Source organism: Thiohalorhabdus sp. Cl-TMA, assembly GCF_041821045.1.
GTDB classification, from domain to species: domain Bacteria; phylum Pseudomonadota; class Gammaproteobacteria; order Thiohalorhabdales; family Thiohalorhabdaceae; genus Thiohalorhabdus; species Thiohalorhabdus methylotropha.
In genome coordinates this window covers 1-24,912 of record NZ_JBGUAW010000016.1, presented here as the reverse complement: position 1 = coordinate 24,912, position 24,912 = coordinate 1, and the positions used below count along the sequence as shown (strand labels likewise).

The 24,912-nt window shown below is 63.5% G+C and carries 28 protein-coding genes and 2 pseudogenes; 22 read left to right on the top strand and 8 right to left on the bottom strand.

Translation table 11 applies throughout. The features are described from left to right. The first annotated feature begins 166 nt into the window (after window positions 1-166). Complete coding sequence (locus ACERLL_RS17205) at window positions 167-1,186, top strand: IS110 family RNA-guided transposase (RefSeq protein ID WP_373657335.1); 1,020 nt, start codon at window positions 167-169, stop codon at window positions 1,184-1,186. A 1,271-nt stretch (window positions 1,187-2,457) separates the two neighbouring features. Here the strand turns inward: ACERLL_RS17205 and ACERLL_RS17200 are convergent. The 3 genes from ACERLL_RS17200 to ACERLL_RS17190 form a co-directional block, all read right to left on the bottom strand. After that, window positions 2,458-2,595: a hypothetical protein gene (locus ACERLL_RS17200; RefSeq protein WP_373657334.1), complete on the bottom strand. Its 138-nt coding sequence runs from the start codon at window positions 2,593-2,595 to the stop codon at window positions 2,458-2,460. 588 nt (window positions 2,596-3,183) lie between these two features. Beyond that, a complete protein-coding gene (locus tag ACERLL_RS17195; RefSeq protein WP_373657333.1) occupies window positions 3,184-3,963 on the bottom strand; it encodes a M15 family metallopeptidase in 780 nt (259 codons plus the stop codon). Between the two features lie 24 nt (window positions 3,964-3,987). Beyond that, window positions 3,988-4,833, bottom strand: coding sequence for a Wzz/FepE/Etk N-terminal domain-containing protein (locus tag ACERLL_RS17190; protein ID WP_373657332.1), 846 nt, complete (start codon window positions 4,831-4,833; stop codon window positions 3,988-3,990). A 262-nt stretch (window positions 4,834-5,095) separates the two neighbouring features. Here ACERLL_RS17190 and ACERLL_RS17185 point away from each other — a divergent pair, with 262 nt between their 5' ends. From ACERLL_RS17185 to ACERLL_RS17140, 10 genes are all read left to right on the top strand, one after another. Next, complete coding sequence (locus ACERLL_RS17185) at window positions 5,096-6,466, top strand: TolC family protein (RefSeq protein ID WP_373657331.1); 1,371 nt, start codon at window positions 5,096-5,098, stop codon at window positions 6,464-6,466. Window positions 6,467-6,749: 283 nt separating this feature from the next. Then, window positions 6,750-7,715: an energy transducer TonB gene (locus ACERLL_RS17180; RefSeq protein ID WP_373657330.1), complete on the top strand. Its 966-nt coding sequence runs from the start codon at window positions 6,750-6,752 to the stop codon at window positions 7,713-7,715. A gap of 124 nt (window positions 7,716-7,839) precedes the next feature. Continuing rightward, the gene (locus ACERLL_RS17175) at window positions 7,840-8,487 is read left to right on the top strand and encodes a MotA/TolQ/ExbB proton channel family protein (RefSeq protein ID WP_373657329.1); all 648 of its coding nucleotides are present in this window, start codon (window positions 7,840-7,842) and stop codon (window positions 8,485-8,487) included. Between the two features lie 48 nt (window positions 8,488-8,535). Further along, on the top strand, window positions 8,536-8,835 hold the full coding sequence (locus ACERLL_RS17170) for a nucleotidyltransferase domain-containing protein (RefSeq protein WP_373657328.1): 300 nt from the start codon (window positions 8,536-8,538) through the stop codon (window positions 8,833-8,835). A 179-nt stretch (window positions 8,836-9,014) separates the two neighbouring features. After that, complete coding sequence (locus ACERLL_RS17165; RefSeq protein ID WP_373657327.1) at window positions 9,015-9,428, top strand: ExbD/TolR family protein; 414 nt, start codon at window positions 9,015-9,017, stop codon at window positions 9,426-9,428. Between the two features lie 595 nt (window positions 9,429-10,023). Beyond that, on the top strand, window positions 10,024-10,575 hold the full coding sequence (locus tag ACERLL_RS17160) for a PepSY domain-containing protein (protein ID WP_373657326.1): 552 nt from the start codon (window positions 10,024-10,026) through the stop codon (window positions 10,573-10,575). A gap of 303 nt (window positions 10,576-10,878) precedes the next feature. Then, the gene (locus ACERLL_RS17155) at window positions 10,879-11,139 is read left to right on the top strand and encodes a type II toxin-antitoxin system HicA family toxin (RefSeq protein ID WP_373657325.1); all 261 of its coding nucleotides are present in this window, start codon (window positions 10,879-10,881) and stop codon (window positions 11,137-11,139) included. Continuing rightward, on the top strand, window positions 11,129-11,341 hold the full coding sequence (locus ACERLL_RS17150) for a type II toxin-antitoxin system HicB family antitoxin (RefSeq protein WP_373657324.1): 213 nt from the start codon (window positions 11,129-11,131) through the stop codon (window positions 11,339-11,341). Before ACERLL_RS17155 ends, ACERLL_RS17150 begins: the two co-directional genes overlap by 11 nt. Before the next feature lie 318 nt (window positions 11,342-11,659). Next, window positions 11,660-12,562, top strand: a complete 903-nt coding sequence (locus ACERLL_RS17145) for an IS1595 family transposase (RefSeq protein ID WP_373657336.1) — start codon at window positions 11,660-11,662, stop codon at window positions 12,560-12,562. A gap of 224 nt (window positions 12,563-12,786) precedes the next feature. Further along, window positions 12,787-14,826 carry a TonB-dependent copper receptor gene (locus ACERLL_RS17140; RefSeq protein WP_373657323.1) on the top strand — a complete coding sequence of 680 codons (2,040 nt, stop codon included), beginning with the start codon at window positions 12,787-12,789 and terminating at the stop codon, window positions 14,824-14,826. Between the two features lie 171 nt (window positions 14,827-14,997). Here ACERLL_RS17140 and ACERLL_RS17135 read toward each other — a convergent pair whose 3' ends face one another. Then, window positions 14,998-15,429, bottom strand: coding sequence for a type II toxin-antitoxin system VapC family toxin (locus ACERLL_RS17135; RefSeq protein WP_373657322.1), 432 nt, complete (start codon window positions 15,427-15,429; stop codon window positions 14,998-15,000). Continuing rightward, window positions 15,417-15,686 carry a type II toxin-antitoxin system Phd/YefM family antitoxin gene (locus tag ACERLL_RS17130; RefSeq protein WP_373657321.1) on the bottom strand — a complete coding sequence of 90 codons (270 nt, stop codon included), beginning with the start codon at window positions 15,684-15,686 and terminating at the stop codon, window positions 15,417-15,419. Before ACERLL_RS17130 ends, ACERLL_RS17135 begins: the two co-directional genes overlap by 13 nt. 229 nt (window positions 15,687-15,915) lie before the next feature. Between ACERLL_RS17130 and ACERLL_RS17125 the strand changes: the two are divergent. The 5 genes and pseudogenes from ACERLL_RS17125 to ACERLL_RS17105 form a co-directional block, all read left to right on the top strand. Continuing rightward, window positions 15,916-16,005: pseudogene (locus ACERLL_RS17125) on the top strand (Prevent-host-death protein); the annotation flags it as partial. A gap of 13 nt (window positions 16,006-16,018) precedes the next feature. After that, window positions 16,019-16,978, top strand: coding sequence for an IS630 family transposase (locus ACERLL_RS17120; RefSeq protein ID WP_373657320.1), 960 nt, complete (start codon window positions 16,019-16,021; stop codon window positions 16,976-16,978). A gap of 241 nt (window positions 16,979-17,219) precedes the next feature. Next, window positions 17,220-17,456, top strand: a complete 237-nt coding sequence (locus ACERLL_RS17115; protein ID WP_373657319.1) for a type II toxin-antitoxin system Phd/YefM family antitoxin — start codon at window positions 17,220-17,222, stop codon at window positions 17,454-17,456. Continuing rightward, window positions 17,456-17,833 carry a type II toxin-antitoxin system VapC family toxin gene (locus tag ACERLL_RS17110; RefSeq protein WP_373657318.1) on the top strand — a complete coding sequence of 126 codons (378 nt, stop codon included), beginning with the start codon at window positions 17,456-17,458 and terminating at the stop codon, window positions 17,831-17,833. The genes ACERLL_RS17115 and ACERLL_RS17110 overlap by 1 nt, the downstream gene beginning before the upstream one ends. 404 nt (window positions 17,834-18,237) lie before the next feature. After that, a complete protein-coding gene (locus ACERLL_RS17105) occupies window positions 18,238-19,245 on the top strand; it encodes an Rpn family recombination-promoting nuclease/putative transposase (RefSeq protein WP_373657317.1) in 1,008 nt (335 codons plus the stop codon). Between the two features lie 239 nt (window positions 19,246-19,484). Here ACERLL_RS17105 and ACERLL_RS17100 read toward each other — a convergent pair whose 3' ends face one another. Continuing rightward, complete coding sequence (locus tag ACERLL_RS17100) at window positions 19,485-19,985, bottom strand: PIN domain-containing protein (protein WP_373657316.1); 501 nt, start codon at window positions 19,983-19,985, stop codon at window positions 19,485-19,487. Further along, entirely contained in the window at window positions 19,982-20,314 is a 333-nt protein-coding gene (locus tag ACERLL_RS17095) for a UPF0175 family protein (RefSeq protein WP_373657315.1), read from the bottom strand. The genes ACERLL_RS17100 and ACERLL_RS17095 overlap by 4 nt, the downstream gene beginning before the upstream one ends. A 56-nt stretch (window positions 20,315-20,370) precedes the next feature. Between ACERLL_RS17095 and ACERLL_RS17090 the strand changes: the two genes are divergently transcribed. The 5 genes from ACERLL_RS17090 to ACERLL_RS17070 all read left to right on the top strand — a co-directional run bounded on the left by ACERLL_RS17090 (window position 20,371) and on the right by ACERLL_RS17070 (window position 23,311). Beyond that, on the top strand, window positions 20,371-21,126 hold the full coding sequence (locus tag ACERLL_RS17090) for an Rpn family recombination-promoting nuclease/putative transposase (RefSeq protein WP_373657314.1): 756 nt from the start codon (window positions 20,371-20,373) through the stop codon (window positions 21,124-21,126). A 434-nt stretch (window positions 21,127-21,560) separates the two neighbouring features. Next, window positions 21,561-21,965 (top strand): copper chaperone PCu(A)C, encoded by a 405-nt coding sequence (locus ACERLL_RS17085; RefSeq protein ID WP_373657313.1) that lies wholly within the window; start codon window positions 21,561-21,563, stop codon window positions 21,963-21,965. Beyond that, window positions 21,962-22,600 (top strand): SCO family protein, encoded by a 639-nt coding sequence (locus ACERLL_RS17080; protein ID WP_373657312.1) that lies wholly within the window; start codon window positions 21,962-21,964, stop codon window positions 22,598-22,600. Before ACERLL_RS17085 ends, ACERLL_RS17080 begins: the two co-directional genes overlap by 4 nt. A 148-nt stretch (window positions 22,601-22,748) precedes the next feature. Then, window positions 22,749-22,997: a type II toxin-antitoxin system CcdA family antitoxin gene (locus ACERLL_RS17075; protein ID WP_373657311.1), complete on the top strand. Its 249-nt coding sequence runs from the start codon at window positions 22,749-22,751 to the stop codon at window positions 22,995-22,997. After that, complete coding sequence (locus tag ACERLL_RS17070) at window positions 22,997-23,311, top strand: CcdB family protein (RefSeq protein ID WP_373657310.1); 315 nt, start codon at window positions 22,997-22,999, stop codon at window positions 23,309-23,311. Before ACERLL_RS17075 ends, ACERLL_RS17070 begins: the two co-directional genes overlap by 1 nt. A 56-nt stretch (window positions 23,312-23,367) precedes the next feature. Here the strand turns inward: ACERLL_RS17070 and ACERLL_RS17065 are convergent, their stop codons facing one another. Next, on the bottom strand, window positions 23,368-23,919 hold the full coding sequence (locus ACERLL_RS17065) for an OsmC family protein (protein WP_373657309.1): 552 nt from the start codon (window positions 23,917-23,919) through the stop codon (window positions 23,368-23,370). Between the two features lie 841 nt (window positions 23,920-24,760). Here ACERLL_RS17065 and ACERLL_RS17060 point away from each other — a divergent pair. Further along, window positions 24,761-24,912, top strand: a pseudogene (locus ACERLL_RS17060) (methanethiol oxidase); the annotation flags it as partial.

The following is a 24,912-nucleotide window of genomic DNA, read 5'->3' as shown; positions in this document are numbered from 1 at the left end:
ATCCTCAATGCCCCGCACGCCAGGCCTCCTTCAGGTTTGTGGGTACAGCCGTAGGGTGCCAAATCGGGAGTTTTTCAGATGGGATGGACTCCCCCTCACCCATACCGGCACCGATGTGCCAGCTTGGGTCGGGAGACGGAATTCCGACCTGATGAGGAGGAGTCCCATGAGCATTGTGCGCATCGGCCTGGATCTGGCCAAGCAGGTGTTTCATGTCCACGGCGTCAATGAGCGGGAACAGCCCGAGCTTCGCAAGAAGCTGAATCGGGGCCAGGTGCTCGATTTCTTCGCCAGACTCGAACCTAGCCTGGTGGGCATAGAAGCCTGCGGCAGTGCCCACTATTGGGCCCGAGAGCTCCAGAAGTTCGGCCATGAGGTTCGGTTGATGGCCCCGCAGTTCGTGGCGCCCTATCGCAAGGACCAGAAGAACGACGACAACGACGCCGAGGCCATCTGCGAAGCCGTGGGCCGCCCTAACATGCGCTTCGTCCCGGTGAAAAGCGCCGAGCAGCAGGCGATTCTGACGCTGCACCGGGTCCGGGCGCAGCTAATCGAGGAACGGACCTCGGTGGGCAATCAGATCCGGGGCCTGCTGAACGAATACGGGCTCGTCCTCCCCAAAAGCATTCCGAGACTGCGTCGGGACCTGCCAGCGGTTTTGGAGGACGCCGAGAATGGCTTGCCAGACCTGGCCCGCGACACCATCGCCGATCTGGCGGAACGGCTTGGCGAGCTCGAAGAGCGGATCAAGCGCTACGACAAGCGGATTGAGCGTCTGGCCGACGATTCGGGCACCGCGAGCCGCCTCATGCAGGTTGAAGGCATCGGTCCCGTCACTGCAACGGCGCTGGTGGCGACGGTTGGCGATGCCCGGTATTTCAAAAACGGACGCCAGTTCGCGGCCTGGTTGGGCCTGGTGCCTCGGCAGTTCTCAACGGGTGGTAAGCCGCGCCATGGGCGGATCACCAAGCGCGGGGACCGGTATCTTCGGACCCTATTGGTCCACGGGGCGCGTACGGCCCTCTGCCAATTGAGCCGGCTGAACACGGCCAAGGCCCAGTGGGCCCAGGGTGTGCGCCAACGGCGTGGCTTCAACAAGGCGACCATCGCTCTGGCGGCCAAACAGGCCCGTATCCTCTGGGCCCTAATGGCCCGGGAGGCGGACTACGAACCGGCAAAGGGGTAATACGCCCCCTCCTTTGCTACCAACTTTGATTTTGAACGAGCGAGGTCTTCCCGCCACCGATTGCGCAAGATGACCCGGTGATGGAAAGCCGGTCGGACCGGCGCCGGAGAACCCTGATAACAGGATTGCCCTACCAAGGGCGCTTTTTAGATAAGGGCTCCGGCGAGCGCATCCTCATCAGGGCCCGAGCCTGAACGGCTCACAAAGAGGCCGGATATAAGCGTGCAGTCGGACCTTCCTTTCCGGAACCGAAGGCGTCTTGCCAACGAGGGGGAGTCCATATAATCAGCCTGTTAGGACAAATGCCGGATCATCGACTCGGATGGACGGCCCGTGAATCGCCGTGTCCAGTGTGTACAAGTTAAGCAACTACACGACCCCGAAGGCCTCCGGCTTTCTGATTATGTGGCGTTTTCGTCGGTTTCGGGGTCTCCCTCCGATATGATGGGTGGCATGTTCTCCCTGCCAAGTGAGCGCCTCTTTGAGGGCCTGGGCCGGCGTTTCCCCTGGAGGCGGTAGCCCTGGTGGCTGCGTTCCAGGTTGTAATAGCGAGGGAAGGTATCCAAGTCGCCCTGGATTTCCTTGGGGGTTACGTACCGGGGTTGCCTTCCGCTGACGCGGAAACATTCATCCAGCAGGGTCCGGTTCATGCGCTCCAAGAGCCGTTGGTCTGCGGGCTGCGAACCTTGGGGGTGCGGTGCTCGATGGCCTGGATGGCCAGCAGCAGCTCATAGGGGTGCTTCTCCGGGCTGCCTGAGAATTCGGGCCGTTGTCGGTGAGTACCGCCTGCACCGAGATGCCGAGCGCTTCGTAGAAGGGCAGGACTCGGTCATTGAGCAGACCGGCAGCGGTTACGGGCATTTTGGAGGTGTAGACCTTGCCTACGTCTTTGGGGGGTGCCCCAGCAGAAGGTGTCCTGGTTGAGCAACTCACCCGGGGCGCTGGCCTCCACGTGACGCATCCGGAACTCCGTGGAGTGATGCTCCAGCAGCCGGATCTGGTCCTCGGAGAGGACGTAGGTGGCGTCCTGGGCCTCCAGGCGCTTGTGGCGGGTTTCGATATCATGGCGCAGAGCCAGCCCCCGCGCACGTCGGCGGCGCTCACCTGGACGCCCTGGAGGCGGAGTTCGCTGGCAATGCGCTGGCAGCCGAAGGGGTAGGCTGCTTCAAAGCCAGATCCAGGATTCGGGCCTCGATCTCGGGCGCCATCCGGTTCGGATGGGGTATGCGCGGGCCGCGTTTCTTCTCGACGAGGGCGGCGACACCGCCCACCTAGAAGGCACAGCGCACCTCGTAGCAGGTACCGCGGTGGTATCCCATGATCGCACAGGCTTTGGAGACGTTGCCCAGCTCCTCGGCCAACTGCAGCAAGGCCAGCTTGCGCATGGTACGCTCGGAATGTGCGGTCATTGGGGACTCTCCGTTTAGATTTGGTTTGTTGGTCACTTACCAATCTACCGTAGCCCGGGTGCCCGCTTTTTCACTCAGGCGGGCAGGCTGTTGGATAAATACTCGAACCTCTCACCGAGGGCAGTGACCCTGCGGAGGGCAATCTCTTTTCAATCAAGTTCCCAAGCCTAACCAGATTATAAAAATGTACAAACTGCAGAGGAGACAAAAGCATTTTGCAATCGTACCCTTAAATAGTTTTCACTGCAGAATTACCCACCACCAAAAATATTATATAATTTTAATCTCCCAAATCCGCTCTCACTCAAACCAAAAAATATCGTAAAGCATTAAAAACAATATAAAGCATTTATAAAACAAAATAAGTTGTACTCAACAAGAAAAGCCACATATCGAACCGAACAAACGACTTCAACAAACCACCCTCCAAGCCCCCAAAATTCCTCGTGCTTTGCCCCCTATAGAAACTATCCACAAGCCCCATTTTACAGGGTAGACTAGGATACCTAGCTTCCATAACGCCCCTCGTCATCATTCCGAGTGTTTAGGGGCTTTGGAAAACTTCGGCTGTCATATTGGCCTTTGATGTCAACCCGACACCACTTTGACATGCCATGGCTCATACCGGACGCCCGTGGCATGTCTCCGTGTATAGCGCAGCTCGATCAGATCCAGGTCCAGAAGGCGTTTGAATACTTCCGTATGGGCGAAGTCCTCGGTGAAATTCCGGGCGCCCAGGCCCTTCTGGCCGATGTCGAAATCCCCCAGCCCGTGGAAGCTGTAGCCCGGCGGAGCAAGGCTCCAGCTGGCCTTGACCGGATCCATGCCGCACTCGATCACCTTCCCCATCCAGAGGTGGAACTGCTTCGGCAGGCCCCGCACGCCGGAGGTCAGGTAGCCCTGGTCACCCACGGCCTTGTTGATCCTGGTCAGGTGGTGATCCGAGTGCCCCCGATACACGTAATGTCCGGTTCCCGGCACCTTGCGCACGTCCTGCTCCGGAATGCGCTCGGTAAGCCGCTCGGCTGTCTTTTCTCCGAGGAAGCCGTAGGTACGGGCATCCACCGCGAACAGGGCCTCCAACAGCTCGAGCTCTTCGGTGCGGAAAGGGGAGCCACCCGGCATGTGCTCGGGGTAGTTGCGACCGAAAAGGATCATGCGGTCGAAGCCGAGGATATTGAAGTTCCCGTAGCCCACGATCCGCTTCACCGCGTCGATCTTCTGAAAGCTCGACCGGAAGAGGCCGGGCTGCTCGATAACCCGCCCCGGGTCGGCGACCTTAGGGGCACGGCGCCGGGCAAGCGCGGGGGCCGCCGCCAGAGCCGCGCTACAGGTAAGCCCGCCCAGTAGAGCCCGCCGTGTCAGCATGCCTTCCCCCAAATCCTTCGAAGCTCAGCCGGTCCCTTTGATCCGATCCCGATTGTTCACCCAGAACTCCACCAGGAAAGCCAGGAAGACCGCCATAAACCCGCCGAGTACCAGGCCGAGGGCGGCGATCATCCGGGTACTCGGGGCCACGGGATTCTCCGAATAGGTGGGCTCCATCACCACCTCCGTTGGGGAGATGGCCGCGAGATTGGCCTGGGCCTCCGAGAGCCGACCGCCCAGGTCGTTCAGGTTCATGCGCACCGAGTCGAGCAGCTGGCGAATAACGGTTACATCCCCGGATTGCTCCTCCGTGGCCTGCTCCAGGCGGGCATTGAGTGCCTGCTTCCTTTCCTGTAACTGGGCACGCTGCTCCTTGAGCCCCTTGATCTCCTCCCGTAGCCTAGCTTGGCGGCCTTGAATCTGGCCCTTGTGCTGCTCGACGATCTGGGAATTCACCGAGTGCATGAGCTCGGTCAACAGCGGAGATTTCGGCACTTCATTGAAGGCGAACCGGATAATTCCCCCACCCTGAACGGAGGTAGAAATATCACCCTCCCCGACTCCAACACCCTGCTTTTTGAAAGCCTCTTTATTGTTGACTTGGTAGACCCGGGTTAGGGAACGGATCTTGGCGGGGATGGCTTCCGGCTTCTCCAGAAACTCGCCCTCCATCTGGCCAATGCTCAGGAAGCTTTCCATGTTGTATTTGGCCGGCAGGGTCAGGGCATAGGCCACCGCCGCCAGGAAAACCACCAGGGTGGTACCGACGATCAACCATCGGCGCCGGTAGAGCACGCCCACCAGATCGGCCAGATCGATCTCGTCTTCGGCGGGGGGGCGGCGGTATTCCGCTGTGTCCTGGTCGGCCATGTACAGTCCCTTTTCCCTTGAATTGGTCCACTAGGTGGCCCTGAAGCTAGCACATACGGGTGGGACTGAGAATCCAGGGGAGCAATATCCGACAGTTGTCATTGCTCCGGTTACTCGGAACCTTGAACCACAAGATGTCGCGGCCGGAGGCCGCTCCCACAATAACTTCTCGGCCATTTCCAGCGGACTGCACAGTCACCCGGGATGTCGATTCCGCGCTGGACAGGTAGGGTAGGCGCCGAACCGAATCCGCGAGCAAACCATGCGCTTTATCCTCCTGCCCTTTCTCGGCCTGCTCGGTACGGGCCTTCTGGTTGCCGCCCAGGCTCATGCTCAGGACCTGCCTGCCCCCGGTGCCCGCGTGCCCCGGGTAGCTGAGAACCCGAAGCCCACCGAACCCCCCAGCCCCCTCGGCCTGGAAGCCGCCATCCACTGGGCCGTGGAGCACCATCCGGCCATCCGTCGCGCCCGTTCCCAGGTGGATGAGCGAAAGGGCAAGGCCCTGCAGGCGGATCGGTGGTTCCCCGAAGACGCCGAGCTAGCCGTGAAGGGGGATATCCGCAGCACGGTGGATAACGGAGAATCGGATATCAGTGTCCGTCTGGGCCAACCGCTCTGGATCGCCGGGCAGGGCCAGTTCCTGGCCTCGGCGGCGCGGGCGCGAGTCCGCGGCGCCGAGCGGCATCAGGCCTATACGCACGCCCTGGTCACCGCCCGGACTCGCCAGGCGTTCCTGCAAGCCTTGGTGGCCCAGGAAGCGGTGCGCATGGTGCAGCGGACGGTGCGGCGCACGCGGGATTTCCGCTCCGCCCTGCTCCGGGGTCCGGAGGAGCTCTCCCCCATGGCCCGGAATGCCGTGGACGTCGCCGCCCACCGGGTGCAGGCCGCCCTGGTGCGCATGAAGCGGCGCCAGGAGCATGCCCGTCTGGCGCTCCTCGAACAGCTTGCCCTGCCCCCGGACGTCAACCTGGAAATTCGCGGCCGGCTGGCGGCGCCGCCCCTGCAGCTTCCCGAGCGGGAGACCCTGATGAAGGCGGCCCTGCGGCGGCGCCAGGACCTCGCCGAGGTGGCCCAGGAGGTGGTCGCGGAGCGCGAGGACCTGAAGCTGGCCCGGCGCCGGCGCATCCCCAACCCCACCATCTACTGGGCCTACAGCGTGGAGTCCGGGGACCGGCAATCCCGGCTCGGGGTCTCCTTTCCCTTCTCCCTGCGACGCTTTCAGCGCGGCTCTCGCCAGGCCGCAGCGGAACAGGTCACCCAGGCGGAGGTTTCCCAGGAGGCCCTGCGGCTCACCATCCGTCGTCAGGTGCACGAGGCCATCACCGATTACCGCGCCGCCCGGCAGCTGGTGGACATCCTGCGGGAGCGGACCTACCGCAAGGCCGCGGAGAGCCTGGACCAAGCCCTGCGGCGTTTCCGGGCCGGCTCCATGGGACCGGGCGACATCACCGCCACCCTCGATAACCTCATGACCGTCCGGCAGGAGCACATTGAAGCCCTGCAGGAGCTGGTGGCGGCCGGAACCGCCCTCGAGCAGGCCACCGGCGGCCTGCTGGTCATGGGGCAATACCCGAGCTCGCAAGCCGAAAACCGGAGCACGCTCGTCAGCCACGGGAAGGGCGACGAGGAGTGATCCGAGAAGCGGATCCTCCGGGGCAGGACCCGGAACTTTGGGGTCGGGCGCCCCTCGAACCAAGCGGAACGGTAGCCTGAATCGCGAAGGTATCTGATAGACTTCCTACCACTTTTTGCGGGGTTGTTATCGGGCCGGGACCGGCTTGCGGACCGAGCTGGCCGACCGGCCGGGCCTTGCGCGCCTTCGCGGGTAATCTGCCGTTCAAAGCGGGGCCGTCTCCGGCGGACTCCCGTTTTGGGATTTTCGGACGCCCTCCCCACCGGGAGGCCAGGTTTCTTCCATGGACAGCCCACCACCCGAGCCCCTACAGCCGCGACCGGGTCGACGCTACCTGCCCGCGCTGGTGGCCTTCGTCTGGGCCGTGGCCCTGCACGTGGCCCTGGCGGCCGGACTCGTGGGCCTGCCCGGACAGCCGCCGCAGCTCCACTCGGGACCGGAAGGCTTCGAGGTGGTCAATCTTCCGGGCAAGACCAAGCCCCCGAAGCCCGCTGAAAAGGAGCCCACCCCCGAGGCGCAAGAACCCGAGCCCGAAACCGCCGAACGGGAAGCCCCCGAGCCGCCACCGGAACCGCGGGAAACGGAGCCGGCCCCCCAGCCAGAGCCCCAAAAGACGGATCCGGATGCGGCGCTTCCGAAGCCGGAGGAGACGCCGCCCCGGACCAAGACCGCGGAGGCGCCCCTGAAGCGCAAGGTGGCGCCGCAGAAGCCCCCGGAGCCCCGGGTAGCCCAAACCGAACCGGAAAAACCGGAGCCCGAGCCGGATCCCAAACCCAAGCCAAAACCGGATCCGAAACCAAAGCCGGAGCCCGACCCGAAGCCCGAGCCTGAACCGACGCCGGAGGAGAAATCCCAACCGGAGGAAAAGCCTTCCCGGCAAACGGACGAGCCGACCGAAACCACGGCGAAACGGCAGCCCCAGCCGGATAAGGCGAGCGACCAATCCGGCTCCGGAGGGCAGTACCAGGCGCCCAGCGCCAACTCCGAATACCGGGACAACCCCCCGCCCAGCTACCCCTTGCGGGCACGACGGCGGGCCCTGGAAGGAACGGTTCAGCTGCGCGTCCGCGTCAGTCCCAAGGGCGAGCCTCTGGAGGTCAGCGTCGCCGAGAGCTCGGGGCACGCGATTCTGGATCGCACGGCCAAGGAGGCCGTGCGGGACTGGCGATTCGAGCCCGCCACCCGCGGGGGACAGCCGGTCGAGGGCACCGTCAAGGTCCCGGTCCGATTCCGGCTATCGAGCGGATAAGGACCAGCAGGGCTGGACGGGAGACGGGATAAACAGTCGCGGCCGGAGGCCGCTCCCACGGCAGGCATCTGGAAACCGGACCGGCCTTTCGGGCCGCGTCACCGACTAAGGAGAGGATGGCATCTTGGCGGAAAGCATCTGGACGGGATGGTGGGCGGAATCCGGCTGGGTGATCCGGGCGGTATTCCTGGTCCTGGTCACGCTCTCGATACTCAGCTGGACTGTGATCCTGGCCAAGTTCGGCCGATACGCCGGCATCCTGCGGGCGGAGCAAGCGGCCACTACCCTGCTGGACAGCGAGCGCACCAACCACGCGCTTCTGAACGAGCTTCGCGTGCATCTGCCCACCCGGAACCTGCTGGCCTCCGCCATGAAGATCCACCAGCGGACCACGGTACCGGTGCGGGAGCGCGCCACCATGGCCGCGCACCTGGAACGGTGGCTGGGCGAGCAGCGCCTGCAGCTGGGCAACAACCTCACCTTCCTGGCCACCATCGGCAACTCCGCACCCTTCATCGGCCTGTTCGGCACCGTCTGGGGCATTATGGGCGCCCTGCAGACCTTGGGCGCCGTGGAGGCCCTGACCATCGAGGCCGTTGCCGGGCCCGTAGGCGAGGCGCTGGTGGCCACCGCCGCCGGGCTGTTCACCGCCATCCCGGCGGTTATCGGCTACAACCTCCTGGTACGGTGGCAGAATCGCATCATGGCCACCGTGGCCGCCAATGCCGAGCGGATCATGGACCGGGTGCTCGCACAAGAGCAACAAGCGTAAAATGCTTCTGCCCATTCCCTATTCGGCATGGATACCAACAGGATCGGCATGCGCTTAACCCGACGCGACCACAACATTATCCGCCAGACCGCCCGAGAGGTATTCGGTACCGGGATCATCGTGCGTGTCTTTGGCTCTCGGGCGGACGACCAAGCGCGGGGCGGGGACCTGGATTTGCTGGTGGAATCCACGGAAGCCATTCCCGAGAAGCACAGGGAAACGCTGTCTTACGAAGCCAAGCTCCAGCAGCGCCTCGGGGACCAGCCCATCGATGTTCTGGTGCTGGACCCCGCCACCGAACAGTTACCCATTCATCGGGAAGCCCGGCGAACCGGAGTAGCGGTGTGAGCACTGAAACACTGCTGCCCATGGACCGCTTCCTTTGGACGCTCCGGATCGCCTATCGGGAAACGCATCTACCCGAATCCGAGCTTCCGGATCAATTGGATGTGGAGTAGACCCCCACATCCCGGTAACACGCTACAAACCAGTCCCTTTTAGCGCCATTTTCGACAGCAGGAACGGCCATGGCCTTCGGACAGCACGCCGGCGACGCCGACGACCCCATCTCCGACATCAACGTCACGCCTCTAGTGGACGTGATGCTGGTGCTGCTGGTGATCTTCATCATCCTGGCGCCCATGTTCGCCCAGGCCCTGCGCGTGGACCTGCCCAAGGCGGAGGCCCCGCCCTCGGCGGAGCCGGTGGTGGCCGACCTCAGCGTTTCCGCCGGCGGCGATCTCCATCTGGATAATCGCCCGGTATCGAGCCAGGAGCTTCCCGGCCTCCTGAAAGCGCGCCTGAAGGAAGAGCCCAAGCTGGTGCTCCGGCTGAGCGCCGACCGCTCCGTGCCCTACGGGCGCATGGCGCAGCTGCTGTCCCGGGTCCGCGGAGCCGGCGTGGAGCGCATCGCCTTCCGGACCCAGTCCCCGAAGCCGTAGTCCGCTCCTTTACGGCGACTCTTCTGGCCCTCTAACTTTTCGGAGGACGACGTCGCGGCCGGAGGCCGCTCCCCCAATCCCCTATCCACCATGGCTGGTTTGATCAGGTTCCTGTAGGAGCGGCCCCCGGCCGCGACAGCCAGGCAGCAATCCGCCACCTCCCTGCTGCCATTTCATCCGGATTTGCCTTGCCGCGCAGAGGTCTGGGATATCCCGCTCGGCACCCGAAAATTCCACCCCTCGCGGCCGCTTCGCCCGATTTCCGGCCCAGCCCCACCTTCCCGCTGCACCCAGCTTTGAGGCCGGAATCCGAAACGCACGCCGACTGTAACCATCCCCGACTCCAGACTCCCCCACTCATTGGTTCCCAGGCCGCCAATGGCTACGCAGAACCTCCGTGGCTCCGATAATCGGATCCAAGCAGAAGGTCCCTTCCGATTTTCGCGCTGAGTCCCGCGAGCTTCCCTCTTGCGCTTGCCGTTACGACTTGTGGGCGCGCGAAAAGGCGTTATAGTGTCAATAAGGTTTTGAATTTTATTAAATTTCAGAGCCTTGCAAACCAACCCACGGCAATCGGCTATTCTCGAGGGCGATCATGCGAAAAAGTACGGTCCTGCTATCGGTCTTACTGTCGGCAACCTTTTGCATATCTACCACGGCCTGGGCTGGCGGTGGCCACCACAAGGGCGCTCACGGCGGCCAGCTCGAGGCCTGCCTGAAGGCGTCAAACAAGGTGAAGCCCGGCGACTTCACCAAAGTGGAGTATCTCCATCTTACCGATGAGGGGGTCCACGCCTATGAGGTGGAGATTCAGGGCCGCAACGGCCGGGCATGGGAGTTCGAGTGCCATGCGAAAAAGGGCACCATCATCGAGATGGAGCAGGAGGTAAAAAGCCCGGATGACGAGCTTTTCGCCTCCAAGGCGAAGATCTCCGAATCCCAGGCCCGCAAGACGGCCACCGACCTGTACCCCGGCGAGATCGAGGAGCTGGAGTACGAGATCGAAAGCAATGGCACCCCCTCCTACGAGCTGGACATCGTTGACGAGGAAGGCACCGAGTTCAAGGTCGAGGTGAACGCCGTCACCGGCGAGATTATAGAGGTGCAGGTCGAGAGCTGGGAGATCGGCGAGGAGGACAAAGTCTGACCGCGATATAGCTGGCGGTCCTCCTGAAAACGTGCCCACCGGAGATAGAGCCCGAGCTGGCGCTCCGGCTGAGCGCCAGCTCGCTCCGGGCCCTGCGGGCGTGTTGCGCAGCTGCTGTCGTGGGTCCCGGCCTCAGTTCTACCAGGATGAGTATATGCCGCTAGCCGATGTGGAGGACCCGGAGCGGTACAATCAGAAGGTGATCTTCTCCAGCAAGGTGCGATTGAATCGGGAATACGTGGAGAGCTGATGTTACTAGCAGGATCTTGGGGTTACCTGGCAAACGGCGATAAGGTGAGATAGGTGGGAAAATACGCCAAGCTAAGGCAGAAGATCCTGGCGGGCGGGGCGGATGCCAATGTGGACTTCGCCGATTTGCGAACTTTATTGCGCCGGTTGGGTTTCGAGGAACGCATAAAAGGAGACCACCACATTTTTACACGCAGTGATGTGGAGGAAATCGTCAACTTGCAGCCCCGAGGAAGCAAGGCCAAGCCGTATCAGGTCAAACAGGTGCGGAACCTATTGGTTAAATACAGGCTGGGAGAAACCCATGTCGATTAGATACGAGCTGATTATCTACTGGAGTGAAGAGGATCAGGCCTTTCTCGTGGAGGTTCCGGAGCTTCCCGGTTGCATGGCTGACGGAGAATCGTACGAAGAGGCGGTGGGCAATGCCCGGCAGATTATCGAGGAATGGATAGCAACTGCCCGTGAGCTTGGCCGGCCGGTTCCGGAACCAAAAGGCAGGCTACTGTACGCGTGATCCGTTGCGTGACGCGTATGGAATTGAGGGATAGCACAGGCTCCCTGTCGCTTGATCTTCGTCGGGCCTGGAATCGCTTTCGCAAGGCACCAGACGAATGAGCAGGATAAACAGGACCGGGTCGGAATAAGATCCCTCCTTTTATTATTTGGAGAAGAATCGCCATCGGCATGGGGTCGCTGGCCTGGCTGGCTCTCAGATGGCCAAGCCACCATACCAACCGGGAATCCAACGAAAGGTTTACTGCCTATCCGGTTGACTCAGTCAGCCCTACCATGATGTTCTTGGTTTGTTCTCATCATGGCGAGGGTTATGGTCATGGGCTATCCGTCGATCAGCTTTTTCGAGTTCAGCCAGCGGTTTGCCACTGAGGAAGCTTGCGCCAAGGCGCTGGAGCGGATGCGCTGGCCCGACGGCTTTGTTTGTCCGCGCTGCGAATTCGATCGGGCCTACGCCTTGGAAACCCGGCCTCGCTGGCGGCAATGCGCCCGGTGCGGGCACCAGGTCTCGCTGACCAACGGCACCGTGTTCCACCGGACCCGGACGCCGCTGGTTAAGTGGTTCTGGGCCATCTACCTCATGAGCCGGGACAAGGGCGGCATCTCCGCCCGCCGCCTTTCCAAGGAGCTGGAGCTTCGCTACGAGACGGCCTGGCTGATGCTTCAAAAGCTGCGCAAGGCCATGGCGGACCGGGACCGGCGCTACCAACTTCAGGGGCTGATCGAGGCCGATGAAGCGTTTTTTGGCGGGCCCCGGCCGGGAACACGCGGTCGGGGCGCAGCGAACAAGACGACGGTGCTGGTGATGGCTGAGGATCGGGGCAAGCGCCCGGGCTTTGTGGCGATGGCGCCGATCGAGGACTTCACGGCCGAGACCACGGAAAAGGCGGTGAAGGCCCATGTCGCCAAGGAGCAGGCCGTTCGCACGGACGGTGGCCGCAACTTCGCGACCCTGGCGGCGGAAGGCTACGCCCATGATGGTGCGGCCACGCCGCCCAAGCAGGCCAGCGAACGCCTGCCTTGGGTCCATCTGGCCATTTCCCTGGCCAAGCGGACCGTCCTGGGCACGTTCCATGGGGTCAGCCACAAGCACCTGACACGCTACCTTAGTGAGTTCACCTACCGGTTCAACCGGCGATGGAAAGAGGATGAACTGCCGTTTCGGCTCCTCAACGCCTGCGTAAACGCCGAAACCATCACCTATGCTGAGTTAACCGGATAGCCAGTAAAGGTTTTCGTGGGAACGGCCTCTGGTCGCGAGAGCCAGGCAGCAATCTGCCACTTTCCTCCTGCCATTCCGTCACCTGCCGCAGGAACTGCGGCATTTGCCACACCCCCTCCCCCGCACTTTCTGTATAAGCCTATGATTTAAAACGTTTTCCACAAAAGGCACGGCCCTTGCCTCCTGCGGTGATGCATTCCTGCCACTTCACCGGGAGAACCACCTTGTCCAAACGGGGCCTTGCAACCGCCATCCTGACCACTCTGGCCGCCCAGCCCGCCCTGGCCCAGGAAACCGCCCTGGCGCCGGTCCTGGTGGAGGGCACGGTCATCGACCCGCCCTCCATGGAGTCGGTCCCGGCCGAAGCGCTGACCGAGGCTCCCGCCGCCGATGGGGGCGAGGCACTGCGCGGCGTGTCGGGTGTCACGGGCAGCCGGCTCGGCGGGGCGGGAATCGACCCTGTGATTCGCGGCCAGGACGCCACGCAGCTCAACGTGCTGCTCGACGGCGGCTACGTGCACGGCGGCTGCCCCAATCGCATGGATCCCCCGACCACCTACGCGGCGCCGGAGACCTACGACGAGGTCTCGGTCATCAAGGGCACCCAGACGGTCCTGCATGGCGGCGGGGGCAGCGGCGGAACGGTGCTGTTCAAGCGCGATACCCCGCGCTTCGGCCCCGAAGAGCGCATCCGCGCCGAGATCGGTGGCGGGTACCGCTCCAACGCCGATGCCCGGGAGGTCTACGCCGACGTCGCAACCGGCAATCCCACCGGCTACGCCCGGCTCATCGGCAGCTACAGCAAGGCCGGCAACTACGAGGACGGCGACGGCCGGGAAGTGCGCTCGGCCTACACCCACGGCAACGCCAATCTCCTGCTCGGCTACACCCCGGACGAGCACACTAAGCTGGAACTGGGGGCGGAAGCCTTCCGCGGCGAGGACACCCTCTACGCCGGCATGATGGATTCCCCGGAATCCGAGAACAACGCCGGGCGCCTGCGCTTCGAGCGGGAGGCCCCGGTGGGGTTCCTGGACGGCCTGACGGTGGAGGCCTACTACAACGACGTCTTCCACCGCATGGACAACTATTCCCTGCGTCCCGATCCCATGATGCTCATGCGCACGCCGTCCGATTCCGTAACCTACGGCGGACGGCTCCTGGGGGAGGTGTTCGCCGGGGATGCCACGGCCTGGACCGTGGGCCTGGATTACCAGTCCGATAACCGGGAGGCAATCCGCTACAAGGGGATGAATGCTTCCTCGGTGGACGCGGTGCAGTCCCTGCTCTGGCCGGATACCCGCCAGGAGGAGCTGGGGATTTTCACGCAGGTGGATCACGACTTCGGCCGCGACGACCGGCTGCGCGTGGGCCTGCGCTACGACCGGGTCACCGCCGACGCCGGGCGGGCCGACGAGGCCGCCGCCTCGGGCACCTCGCCCGACGACCTCTACACCCGCCACTACGGCGTCACCGCCGACGAGCAGACCGAGAACAACCTGGGCGGCCTGGTCCGCTACGCCCACGATTTCCGGCAGGACCTCACCCTGTTCCTCACCCTGAGCCGCACCATGCGCACCGCCGATGCCACCGAGCGCTTCATCGCCGGGGAGCGCACCGGCATGATGGGCGACTGGGTGGGCAATCCCGCCATCGACCCCGAGCGGCACCACCAGGGCGAGCTCAACCTGCGCTGGACGCCGGGTGAGACCCGGGTGACGGTAAGCGCCTACTACAACCGGGTGACCGACTACATCCTGGTGGACCGGGGCGCCGAGGACCCCAACGGCAATTTCGCCACCATCTACCGCAATGTGGACGCCACCCTCCTGGGCGGGGAGATCACCGCCGAGCGCCGCTGGGGCGCGCACCTGATCACCCGGCTCACCGGCGCCTACGTCCGCGGCGAGAACGACACCGATAACACCTCCCTGCCGCAGATCCCGCCCCTGGAAGGCACCTTCCGGGTGGCCTACGACCACCCGGCCTTCCGGCTCGGCGGCGAGATCCAGGGCGTGGCCGAGCAGGACCGGGTGGACCTGGCAAGCGGCCAGGACCTGCAGGAGACGCCCGGCTACGGGCTGGTCCATCTGTTCGGGCGTGTGCGGCTGTGGCCGGAGGCCCACCTCCGCTTCGGCGTGGACAACCTGCTCGACAAGACCTACGCCACCCACCTCAATCGCCGGGATTCCACCAGCGGCGAGGCGCTGCTGGTCAACGAGCCGGGGCGCTCCTACTGGGCGCGCCTGGAGATGCCCTTCTAGCGCGGCTTTATCGCTCGCGGCCAACGGAGACAACGCCATTCCGCCCTCGGCCAATAGTCCTCAATAGCCTATGAAGTGGCCTGCAAACTAGCGGCTTAAACGAAACCGTTACCTTTCACTGAAACGGGATAACTCCAATGTCAGCCACGGGTGGATCCTGCCTGCCTTTCCCTATGTGTGTGGCGTCACCTGGTAGAGGGTCAAACCGGGTATAGTTGAGAAATCCCCATCGCCCGTCACAAAAGGGATCCCCGCACCCAGCTCCAGGGCCGAAGCCGCCTGGATCGCATCCGGCGTTTTTAAGGGGTGCTCGGCCCGAAGTCGCGCCACCCGATCCAGCACATCACGCTCCAGGGGGACCAGGAGCAGTCCGGGGTCGCTGAAAAAATCCTCGTAGCGGGCCAAAACCGCCTGGTTGCCCTCCCGCAGAGGCCGGACCCGACACTCCAAAAGGCTCAATGCCGAGACAGTCAGTTGGGGGTCGCCTTGGCGGTCGCGCAGATCGGCGAGGACTTCCGTAACCGCCTTGCGCACACCAGGGGCACCCTCCAACAGGTAGATTACCGCACTAGCATCCAGGAATACGCTCCCTAGCGCTCCCAACTGTCCCGCTCTTCCTTGACCTGCCCCAGGATATCCGCAGCCTCGCGCCCCTCTTCCGAAGTCTCCGAGAGGATACGGTCCCAGAGCCGGGAAACAGAGCGACGGTCACGGACCAGTTCCTGATACTGCTCCTCGCTCAGGATCACGTAACGGGGCCGGTTTCGGCTTACGACATGTACGGGACCGGCCCGAAGTGCCTCATCCACCGCGGATATCCCGCGCCGTTTAATCTCTTGGGCTGGAATCGTGGATTCCATGAGCTACCTCTGACTGGTACTTAATTTAGTACTAAATTTTATCACAACCCTTAACCGGCAGCGGATACCGATCTCTCTGCGGAAAGGCGATGACCGCTCATGGGGTCAGCGCACCTCGTGCCTTTGCGCACAACAAGTCCGATCCTGGTTAAACGCATCCGCCGCAATTGGGCTATTGAACAGCCAGCACCCGCCTGTACTGTACGTACAGGAGAAAGGAGGGCCACCTATGCATAAAATCGGATCGGAAGCCGCACGGCGCCAGCTACCTGACCTCTTGGAGCGGGCCTATGGCGGCGAGACGGCAATCATCACGAAACGCGGAGAAGCCTATGCCGCCCTTGTGCCCTTGGACCAGTGCAAAGCCCCTTCCGCAAAAGGCGGACTTCTGGCACTTCGAGGCTCCGGGGCAGGGCTTTGGGGGGCATTTACTAAGGGGCTGGGACGCCCTGCGCAATCGGCCCAAGTCGGGGCGGCCCTCCAAGCTGACCGGTGAGCAGCTTCAGTGGCTGTCCCGGGTGTTGCGCAAGGAAGGGCCTGAGCAGTACCGGTTTCCCTTCGCCCTGTGGACCCGGGCCATGATCCGCAGCCGCATCCGTGAGCAGCTCGGTGTCCGGCTCTCCGAGGTGTCGGTCGGGCGGATCCTGAAGAACTTGGGCTTCACCCCGCAGCGCCCGCTTCACCGGGCTCGCCAGCGCCAGCCTGAGCTGGTGGATCAGTGGCAGAACGAGGCCTATCCTGCCCTGCAAAAGCGGGCGAAGGCCGAAGGCGCCAAGCTCTTTTTCGCCGACGAGTCGGGCATTCGCTCGGATTACCACACCGGCACCACCTGGGCCGAAAAAGGCCAGACCCCGGTGGTGGAGAGCACCGGTGCCCGCTTTTCAGTGAACATGATCTCGGCGATCAGCCCTTCCGGCGAAATGCGGTTCATGGCCCAGGAGGGCTCGGTGACCGCCGCCGTATTCGGCACCTTCCTCAAACGCCTGGCGGGGATGACCGTGGCCAAGATCTTTCTGGTGGTGGACGGCCATCCGGTCCACCGGGCCAAGAAGGTACAGCGGGTTCTGGCGGAGCTGGACCACCAGATCGAGTTATTCTTTCTGCCGCCCTATGCCCCGGACCGGAACCCCGATGAACTGGTTTGGGGCCATGTGAAGGGCCGGATTGGCCGCCGAACGGTCACCACCAAGAAGGAACTGAAAAAGCAGGCCTGGTCGGCCTTGCGTTCCCTGCAAAAGTGGCCCAGCAAGATCCGAGGCTTCTTCCGTCACCCCAGTTGCCAATACATCTAAATGGGCTGACTCTACTTTTGTTCTGATTAGTAAATGCGTACCTAGCTTCGTGAACGGCTTTGATCCGAAGCTTGAAGAAGTCCATGTCCCGGAACCCGTAGGCCTGGGACGTGGAGGCCCAAAAGACGAGCCCGCCGGTGCCGGAAGCGGACGAAGGGTAGGCTGGTCACAAGGCGAGGAACCAGTGGCCAGACAGGACCACCAAGGGTTACACTTTTCGTTGTAACCACAGGAGCGCCCCATGGAAGCATCGACCAAGGACCTTCGGCTCCACACCCGCGAACTTTTGGCCGCTGTGGACCGCGGCGAAGAGGTGGTCATTACCTGGCACGGCAAACGCTACGCCCGGCTGACGGGCTGGCGGCAAGAGGAGCGAGGCGCCGGTGAGCGCAATCCCGCCTTTGGCCTATGGGCGGACCGATCCGGCGACGTGGATGACGAGGTGCGCGCCCTTCGCCAGGGCCGAGAATTGCCCTGATGCTGGTTGATACCGATGTCCTAATCTGGAACCTGCGCGGCAACACCTCGGCCGCCAGTCTGCTCGACAACACCCCGGTGGTCACCATCTCCGCCGTGTCCTGGATGGAGCTGGTCCAGGGTGTCCGGGATACCAGCGAACTCCGGGCTCTGCACCGGGCCCTGCGGTTCTGGGAAGCGACCCTGATCCATGTCGAGGAGGGCATCTCCGCCCGAGCCTGCTACCTCATGGAGGAGCACTTCCTCGCACACTCCCTCAAAATGGCCGATGCCCTAATCGCCGCGACCGCCCTGGAAACGGGGTTGCCTTTGGTGTCGGCCAACGACCGCCATTACCGTTTCATTCAGGGGCTGGAGCTTCAGGTCTTCCGACCGTAATACTGTGCAATACCAGAACCAAGGGCAAGGTGGAGGCGCCGGCTTCAGCGGCGGTCGGGAGTTGGAGGTAGACCCGGATCGGGGCGGTACACCCCAGTGGGGTTCGCCCGGCCGCGGACCTCCTCCGTCAGCAGTATGCCGGACATTGAGGAAGGCTAAGGCGTCCACCCTCAGGGGGGCAGGTACTAATCAGAACAAAAGTAGAGTCAGCCCATTTGGGCGTATTGGCAACTGGGGTGCCGGAAGAAGCCTCGGAGCAAGCCCGACCGATGACGAGCGATCAGAGGCCGGTAGCGGGGCCATGGCTTTTTCGAGGAAAGAGGCGATGATAGGTTTGTTCTAATAATGTTCTCAAATAGGGGGGCAACCCCGCTCGCTTCCCTCTCTTTCTGACGGGTGACGCCATGGCCCAGGATCCCACGAATCCGCACGATGCCCTGCTCAAGGCCCTTCTGGACGCCCCCGAGCGGGCCGGGGTCTTTCTGCGGGAGAATCTGCCCGAGGCGCTGCGGGAACGCATGACCGAGGAGCCGCCGCGCCATCTGCCGGGCAGCTTCATCGACCCCGCCATGGCGGAGACCCACAGCGACCGGCTGTTCGAGGTGCCGCTCCGGGACGGACGCACCGCCTTCGCCTACGTCCTGATCGAGCACAAATCGGGGCCCGATCCGGCCACGCCGATCCAGCTGCTGGGCTATCAACAGCGCATCTGGCAGCGCTTCGCGGAACAGGACGGCCAGGGCCGGGCCCAACGGTACCGGCGGTTGCCGCCCATCATTCCGCTGGTGCTCTACCATGGGCAACCGGAGTGGTCGGTGCCGTTGTCCTTGGTGGACTGCATCGACGCCGACGCGGAGCTTGTAGCCCTGCAGCGGGACTTCGGCTACCAGGTGCGCCATCTGCGCCCCGAGGAAAGCGATGCCCGGCTGTCCAGCGATCCGGTGCTGCGGGCCGGGCTGCGGGCCCTGGCCTGGGCATTTGTCGAGCACCTGGATGATGCGGCCGTTGCGCGCTTGCTGCGCGACCTGCCGGAGGGGCACCCTCTGGAACAGGCGCTTTTGCGGTATATTGCCCGGGTGTATCCCACCACCGAATCGACGGTCTACCGGGCCTTGGAAATCACCCGGCCGGAACGGGCGAAGGAGCTGATTATGACGGTAGCGGATGAATGGGTGGAGCGAGGAAAGAAGGAAGGTCGGCAGGAAGGTCGGCAGGAAGGTCGGCAGGAAGGCCGGCAGGAAGGCCGGCAGGAAGGGGAGGCCACCCTTCTGCTGCGCATGATCGAGCACAAGTTTGGGCCCCAGGCTGCGGCGGCCCACCAGGGGCGAATCGAGCGGGCCGATACCGAAACCCTGCTTGCGTGGTCGGACCGGATCCTGACGGCGGAGACCGTGGAGGAACTGTTCCAGTAAGCCGGTTGGTCCCCCCCCCCTATACCAATAAGCGTCGCCCGGAGAATTCGTGGCCAGGATGATGGTTGGTGGGCGGCAGATCTGGGTCGCCAAACCGACCCAGGATCAGCACCCGCCCCAGCCAGACGCTGAAAGCGCGACGCAAGTTGCGCTGTTCCGGTGCCTGGAGCCATTCGCTCAGTTGGTCGCCCACCGACTGCACATCTTCCGGGCGCCAGCTGTGCTCCAGGGCGAGGGTGTCAATTTAGTTCGCCGCTCTTTTCCAGGAGCGCTTGGCGCAAAGATTCGGATAAGCGGTATCCGTTCTGAGTTAGCGAATCCAACAAAGGCCCCACCTCGTTAACCAAGCCTTTGTGTTTGGCTGCAACGAGCACTGCCCCGGTTCCGATAACCTCAACCCCAAGCCGTCTAGCCTCAAGCCGGCCTCGACGCTCGTCCATCAGCACCGGCAAGCGACTATTCAGCGCCAGCACCAAGGCCTGTGCCTCGCCGGTATCTAGCAGCCGGCCCATCGCACTCAGCCTTCGGGACCCTTCCAAAGCGACTCGGCGGTATGAGCTATCGTGGTCCAAAGCCGCCCCGATTGCCCACGCATCCGCCCGTTCGGTAGGCCTTGTACATTCCTCAGCCACCGCCGTGGGAACCAAAACCTCGGTGAACAAAGCGGTGGGCAAGTCCAGGTGCTCAAGCTTTGCCAACGCGATCAGAGGGCCGGCATCGGCAATGACCGCTCGACTCATTCAAACCCCGCAAGCTCATCCGCCACCTCCTCGGCGGAATAATCCGCGACCGGAACCTCCAGTGCGCTCAACTCTTCAAGAAACGCCGCCAAATCCATACCCGCAAGGAGCGCTCCACGCGCTGCGGTTATCATGCCGTTCCGGTAGAGCTCCACGGCCAAGGAAAAGCCGACCCCCTCCCTGAGCAGCTCCTCCGTGAATGGGACAGTCACAAACAGTGGGCGACCGCGCTTCGTCACAAGCGCGAGCTGGCCGGCTTCAGCATCTTGCGTCAGATCACCGGTACGTTCCCGAAGATCGCGAACGGTAAATGTTTCGATGGCCATCATCGTTCCTCCCAGCCCAATGTGCCCACATATGATAGCACAAACGAGGTTGCCGACGTGTGCTGAAGATCCCGAACCTGTTTCTCAAGCGGGGCCAGCTGGCAAGACGTGAGTTTTTGGGCTATCAACAGCGCATCTGGCAGCGCTTCGCGGAACAGGACGGCCAGGGCCGGGCCCAACGGTACCGGCGGTTGCCGCCCATCATTCCGCTGGTGCTCTACCATGGGCAACCGGAGTGGTCGGTGCCGTTGTCCTTGCTGGACTGCATCGACGCCGACGCGGAGCTTTTGGCCGTGCAGCGGGGCTTCGGCTACCAGGTGCGCCATCTGCGCCCCGAGGAAAGCGATGCCCGGCTGTCCAGCGATCCGGTGCTGCGGGCCGGGCTGCGGGCCCTGGCCTGGGCATTTGTCGAGCACCTGGATGATGCGGCCGTTGCGCGCTTGCTGCGCGACCTGCCGGAGGGGCACCCTCTGGAACAGGCGCTTTTGCGGTATATTGCCCGGGTCTACCCCACCACCGAACCGGCGGTCTACCGGGCCTTGGAAATCACCCGGCCGGAACGGGCGAAGGAGCTGATTATGACGGTAGCGGATGAATGGGTGGAGCGAGGAAAGAAGGAAGGTCGGCAGGAAGGCCGGCAGGAAGGCCGGCGGGAAGGGGAGGCCACCCTTCTGCTGCGCATGATCAAGCACAAGTTTGGGCCCCAGGCTGCGGCGGCCCACCAGGGGCGAATCGAGCAGGCCGATACCGAAACCCTGCTTGCGTGGTCGGACCGGATCCTGACGGCGGAGACCGTGGAGGAACTGTTCCGCTAGCCAGGAGCCACAAATCGAGCGCAAATTCGGCTCCGAAGCCAGAAAGGCCTATCAGAACCGGATGGAGAATGCTTCCCTGGAGAAGTTAGCTTTGTGGCTGGATCGCTTCGCTACTGCGAATAACGTGGTGGCGATCTTCGGCGACAAATTAGGCCTGCCTTATGCCCTGCCAGGCTGCATCTGGTCGGCATAGGCGGAGGTTAGCGTTCCGCGTTTCCGCAACATGGCCCCCTGCCCGGTTCCTGCTCACGACAAGGGAGAGGAACGTGCGGCATCCACAGATACTGCATAACTCCATCTTCCGGCATTAGGCTCGCAACGCAGGCCACATACTGTCCGCTCTCCGGATCGACCTCCACCCTATGCTAGGCTGCACGGACACACGGCACGGAACGGAGGGCCCCATGCCCCGGTCAATAGGGATAGCGGGCCTGATGCTGGTCGCGCTCGCGGCCATCGCCCCCGCTCACGCGGGCGAAATCGAGATTTCGGAGGCCTGGATCCGGAACATCCCCGGCGGAGCCCCCTCGGCCGGCTACTTCCGGCTGCGCAACGGCACGGACGGCGCCGTTCGCCTGGTGGCCGCCGAATCCCCCGCCTACGGGCGGATCGGCCTCCACCGCACCACCGACTCGGGCATGGCGCACGTGGAGCGGGTGAACGTGCCCGCCGGCGGCCAGGTGGCGTTCGCCCCCGGCGGGTACCACCTCATGCTCATGGAACAGCGGAAGCCGGTGGAAATCGATGACCGAATCCCCATCCGCCTCCGCTTTGCGGACGGGAAGGAACGCACGGCCCGTTTTATCGTTCGACCTCCGTACGCGCAGGGACCGGAATGAGCGCAGCCCGCAAGCACCTCCCCGCCTGGCTTCTCGCCTCCCTACTGGGCCTGCTACTGGCCCTGACCGGCTGCAACGGCGACAGCGCGCCCGAATATGCGCTCTCCGAAATCGACGGCAAGATGCCGGACCTGCAGTTCCGGCTTCCGGACGCCCGGGGCGAGACCCGCACGGCGCAGGACTTCCAGGGCAAGACGGTGCTGATGTTCTTCGGCTATACCCATTGCCCGGATGTCTGCCCCATGACCCTGAGCCGCATCCGCCGGGCCGTGGGCAATCTGGATGCGGAGAATGCGCAGCGCGTCAGGGTGCTTTTCGTATCGGTGGACCCCCGGCGGGACACGCCCGAGGCAATCCGCAGCTACGTGGACGGCTTCGACATGCCGCAGCTCGTGGGCCTGCGCGGCAAGGGATCCGGCTTCGAGGCCCTCAAGGAGCGCTATCACCTCTACGTGAACCGCCACAGGGAAGGCCCCGAAGACCAGGAGTACGAGGTGGACCACTCCGGCCAGGTCTACATCTTCGGCCCGCAGGGTGAGGCCCGGCTCATGGCCCGGCTCTCCGGCAAGCAACCGGATTCCGTGGACACCCTCACCACCGACCTGCGCAAGCTCCTGAACCACACCGCTGGCTAGCCCCGGGCCACCTGCCCACCTTTTGCCTGTACGGGCGCCCCCGACTCTAACCCCACACAAGCAGGTGGCGCTTGCGGACCATCACGCTGGATTTGATTCCCCATTATTCATGCGCATAATCTATGGGCATGAATAAAGGAGTCTTCCCATGCCCACTAAGCTTTTCAATCCCGACGCCCCGCGCAAGGCCACCAATCTGAGCATCAACGCCGATCTGCTCGCCCAGGCGCGGGCCCTCGACCTGAACCTCTCCCGGCTGTTGGAGGAACGCCTAACCGAAGCCGTGCGCGAAGCCCGGAGACAGGCTTGGCTGGCGGAGAACCAAGAGGCGCTCGCCGACTATAATGAGCGCATCGCCGAGCAGGGCAGCTTCGGGGACCGGGTGCGGCGCTTCTGATGTCCCAATTCGCCGTACACCGGAATTCCACCCCCGATTCCGCAGTCTGGGCCCCCTACCTGCTCACCCTGCAAAGCGACCTTCTGGAAGATCTCGCAACCGTAGTGGTCGCCCCATTGGTGCTGGAGGAACGTTTCGGCAGGCCAGCGCAGGGACTAAATCCCGTCTTTCACGTAGAGGGCCATCGCGTGGTGCTCTCCGTGGCCGAGCTGGCCGGCATCTCCCGAGCACATCTTGGCGTGGAGATTCAGTCTCTTGCGGAGGAACGGGATGCGATCATCGGAGCGCTCGACCTGCTGTTTACGGGCATTTAAAGGCGCACCACGCAATCTTCCTTACCCTCGGTTCGCGGATGCACTGCACACGGGTATTAGCCTTCCACCGCCAGATCCCCGTTCAGGTACACCTGGCCGGCCACGGAAACCCCGCGGACGAGGGTATCCACCACCGGGCAGTGGGCCTCCACCAGCCGGGAGAGCTGCCGGATGCTCTCCGGATCGGCGGGGCTGCGGATGGCGGTCTCGAATCGGATGTGCTCGTAGCCCGGATGCACCGATTCGTCCAGGGCGAACAGGCCCTGCAGGTTCAGGGTGCCGTGCACCTCCACGGAGACCGCCTCGAGCGGGATGTCGAGCAGGGCGGCGTAGGTGGCGTACATGACTTCCTGACAGGTGCCCAGCGCGCCCAGGATCAGCTCGGCGGGGCTGGGCGCGCTGTCCGCCCCACCGAGCGCCGCCGGCTCGTCCACGGGGACGGGGCCGAAATCCCGGATATTGATGGCGCATTGCAGCCCCTCCAGGAGCTCGGTCCGGGCATGGTACTCCGTATGGGCTGCATCGGGGTTCTGCAGCAAGTGGGTGACGAGCCGGCGGAGCGGCTCGTCGCGGAAACGGTTGCGTTGCGGGTTGGTACCCGTGGACATGGGGTGGCCTCCTGAGGGGAACCGGGTCGCTGCCGCCCGGCCCGCGCACAATTGTCGATGCCCGGAATGGAAGCAAGCCATGTGCCACCGACCAGAGCCCTGAAATCGCAACTACCTCATTCACAGAAGGGTTTACTCCGCAACCGGGCTGCCATCCTGGCATGTCAGGCTGTCATATCGCCGGCCGCCGATTCCGCGCTTCCATCCACCTGGAGGCATGGCGACGCCCCCCCCGGGTCAGCGGGTCGCCTACCGCCCGCCAGCTACTGGGGGAGTGGTCTCCGGCGGCGACTTGGCGGGCATGATGACTCCACAGTCCGGAGGCTCCATCTCCGCTCTAACCCCGTAGCGTCTTTTCCGGCCTCCCCTTTCCCCGGCAGCCCCACTTCCCAGGCCCCTCCCCCACCAAGAGAAAGGAAGGCGCAACAGTCGTTTAGAGAACACAGCCTTTCCCCTTTCGGACAACCGGCCAAAGTGGCATGACACAATGGCAGAGTCAGCCGGCTTTCCTTGGACGCAGTCCAGTATTTTTCAGCAAAAACAATTGATTCTTGTATTGGCACACCGGTTGCTATTCCGGAGACGGAATGGCTGCACGGCAGTCATTCAAGCATGGGCCTTTTTCGATAAACCCATGATTCGTCGGAAGGGGAATCGGGCCCGCGCCGGTTCAGCGCCGACACCTTGCATTGGTCGCCCCAACAGTCGTTGGGAAACGATGCGACCGGGCGAGCGTGAACCAACGCCACCGGGGCGGGCCATTCATCAAGCGTCCAGCACCGCGCTGCGGACCAAGGAGGTAGATGTGAGCACACGAAAGCAAGGCAAACGTACCCTGGGGATTCTGGGCTCGTCCCTGGCCGCCCTGGCGGCCGGCGCCTGGTTTTCCCCGGTATCGGCGGACGAGACCTGCCAATCGCCGTACATGCCGAAGATCGCCGGCCAGGAGGACTATGTCTACATCTGGACCCTGGGCGTGGAAGGCTGGGGCGA

Coding starts and splice junctions, on each gene's coding strand:
- ACERLL_RS17205 (WP_373657335.1), top strand. CDS start 167: ATGAGCATTGTGCGCATCGGCCTGGATCTGGCCAAGCAGGTGTTTCAT.
- ACERLL_RS17200 (WP_373657334.1), bottom strand. CDS start 2,595: ATGACCGCACATTCCGAGCGTACCATGCGCAAGCTGGCCTTGCTGCAG.
- ACERLL_RS17195 (WP_373657333.1), bottom strand. CDS start 3,963: ATGCTGACACGGCGGGCTCTACTGGGCGGGCTTACCTGTAGCGCGGCT.
- ACERLL_RS17190 (WP_373657332.1), bottom strand. CDS start 4,833: ATGGCCGACCAGGACACAGCGGAATACCGCCGCCCCCCCGCCGAAGAC.
- ACERLL_RS17185 (WP_373657331.1), top strand. CDS start 5,096: ATGCGCTTTATCCTCCTGCCCTTTCTCGGCCTGCTCGGTACGGGCCTT.
- ACERLL_RS17180 (WP_373657330.1), top strand. CDS start 6,750: ATGGACAGCCCACCACCCGAGCCCCTACAGCCGCGACCGGGTCGACGC.
- ACERLL_RS17170 (WP_373657328.1), top strand. CDS start 8,536: ATGCGCTTAACCCGACGCGACCACAACATTATCCGCCAGACCGCCCGA.
- ACERLL_RS17165 (WP_373657327.1), top strand. CDS start 9,015: ATGGCCTTCGGACAGCACGCCGGCGACGCCGACGACCCCATCTCCGAC.
- ACERLL_RS17160 (WP_373657326.1), top strand. CDS start 10,024: ATGCGAAAAAGTACGGTCCTGCTATCGGTCTTACTGTCGGCAACCTTT.
- ACERLL_RS17150 (WP_373657324.1), top strand. CDS start 11,129: ATGTCGATTAGATACGAGCTGATTATCTACTGGAGTGAAGAGGATCAG.
- ACERLL_RS17145 (WP_373657336.1), top strand. CDS start 11,660: ATGGGCTATCCGTCGATCAGCTTTTTCGAGTTCAGCCAGCGGTTTGCC.
- ACERLL_RS17130 (WP_373657321.1), bottom strand. CDS start 15,686: ATGGAATCCACGATTCCAGCCCAAGAGATTAAACGGCGCGGGATATCC.
- ACERLL_RS17120 (WP_373657320.1), top strand. CDS start 16,019: ATGCCGCCCTTGTGCCCTTGGACCAGTGCAAAGCCCCTTCCGCAAAAG.
- ACERLL_RS17115 (WP_373657319.1), top strand. CDS start 17,220: ATGGAAGCATCGACCAAGGACCTTCGGCTCCACACCCGCGAACTTTTG.
- ACERLL_RS17110 (WP_373657318.1), top strand. CDS start 17,456: ATGCTGGTTGATACCGATGTCCTAATCTGGAACCTGCGCGGCAACACC.
- ACERLL_RS17105 (WP_373657317.1), top strand. CDS start 18,238: ATGGCCCAGGATCCCACGAATCCGCACGATGCCCTGCTCAAGGCCCTT.
- ACERLL_RS17100 (WP_373657316.1), bottom strand. CDS start 19,985: ATGAGTCGAGCGGTCATTGCCGATGCCGGCCCTCTGATCGCGTTGGCA.
- ACERLL_RS17095 (WP_373657315.1), bottom strand. CDS start 20,314: ATGATGGCCATCGAAACATTTACCGTTCGCGATCTTCGGGAACGTACC.
- ACERLL_RS17085 (WP_373657313.1), top strand. CDS start 21,561: ATGCTGGTCGCGCTCGCGGCCATCGCCCCCGCTCACGCGGGCGAAATC.
- ACERLL_RS17080 (WP_373657312.1), top strand. CDS start 21,962: ATGAGCGCAGCCCGCAAGCACCTCCCCGCCTGGCTTCTCGCCTCCCTA.
- ACERLL_RS17075 (WP_373657311.1), top strand. CDS start 22,749: ATGCCCACTAAGCTTTTCAATCCCGACGCCCCGCGCAAGGCCACCAAT.
- ACERLL_RS17070 (WP_373657310.1), top strand. CDS start 22,997: ATGTCCCAATTCGCCGTACACCGGAATTCCACCCCCGATTCCGCAGTC.
- ACERLL_RS17065 (WP_373657309.1), bottom strand. CDS start 23,919: ATGTCCACGGGTACCAACCCGCAACGCAACCGTTTCCGCGACGAGCCG.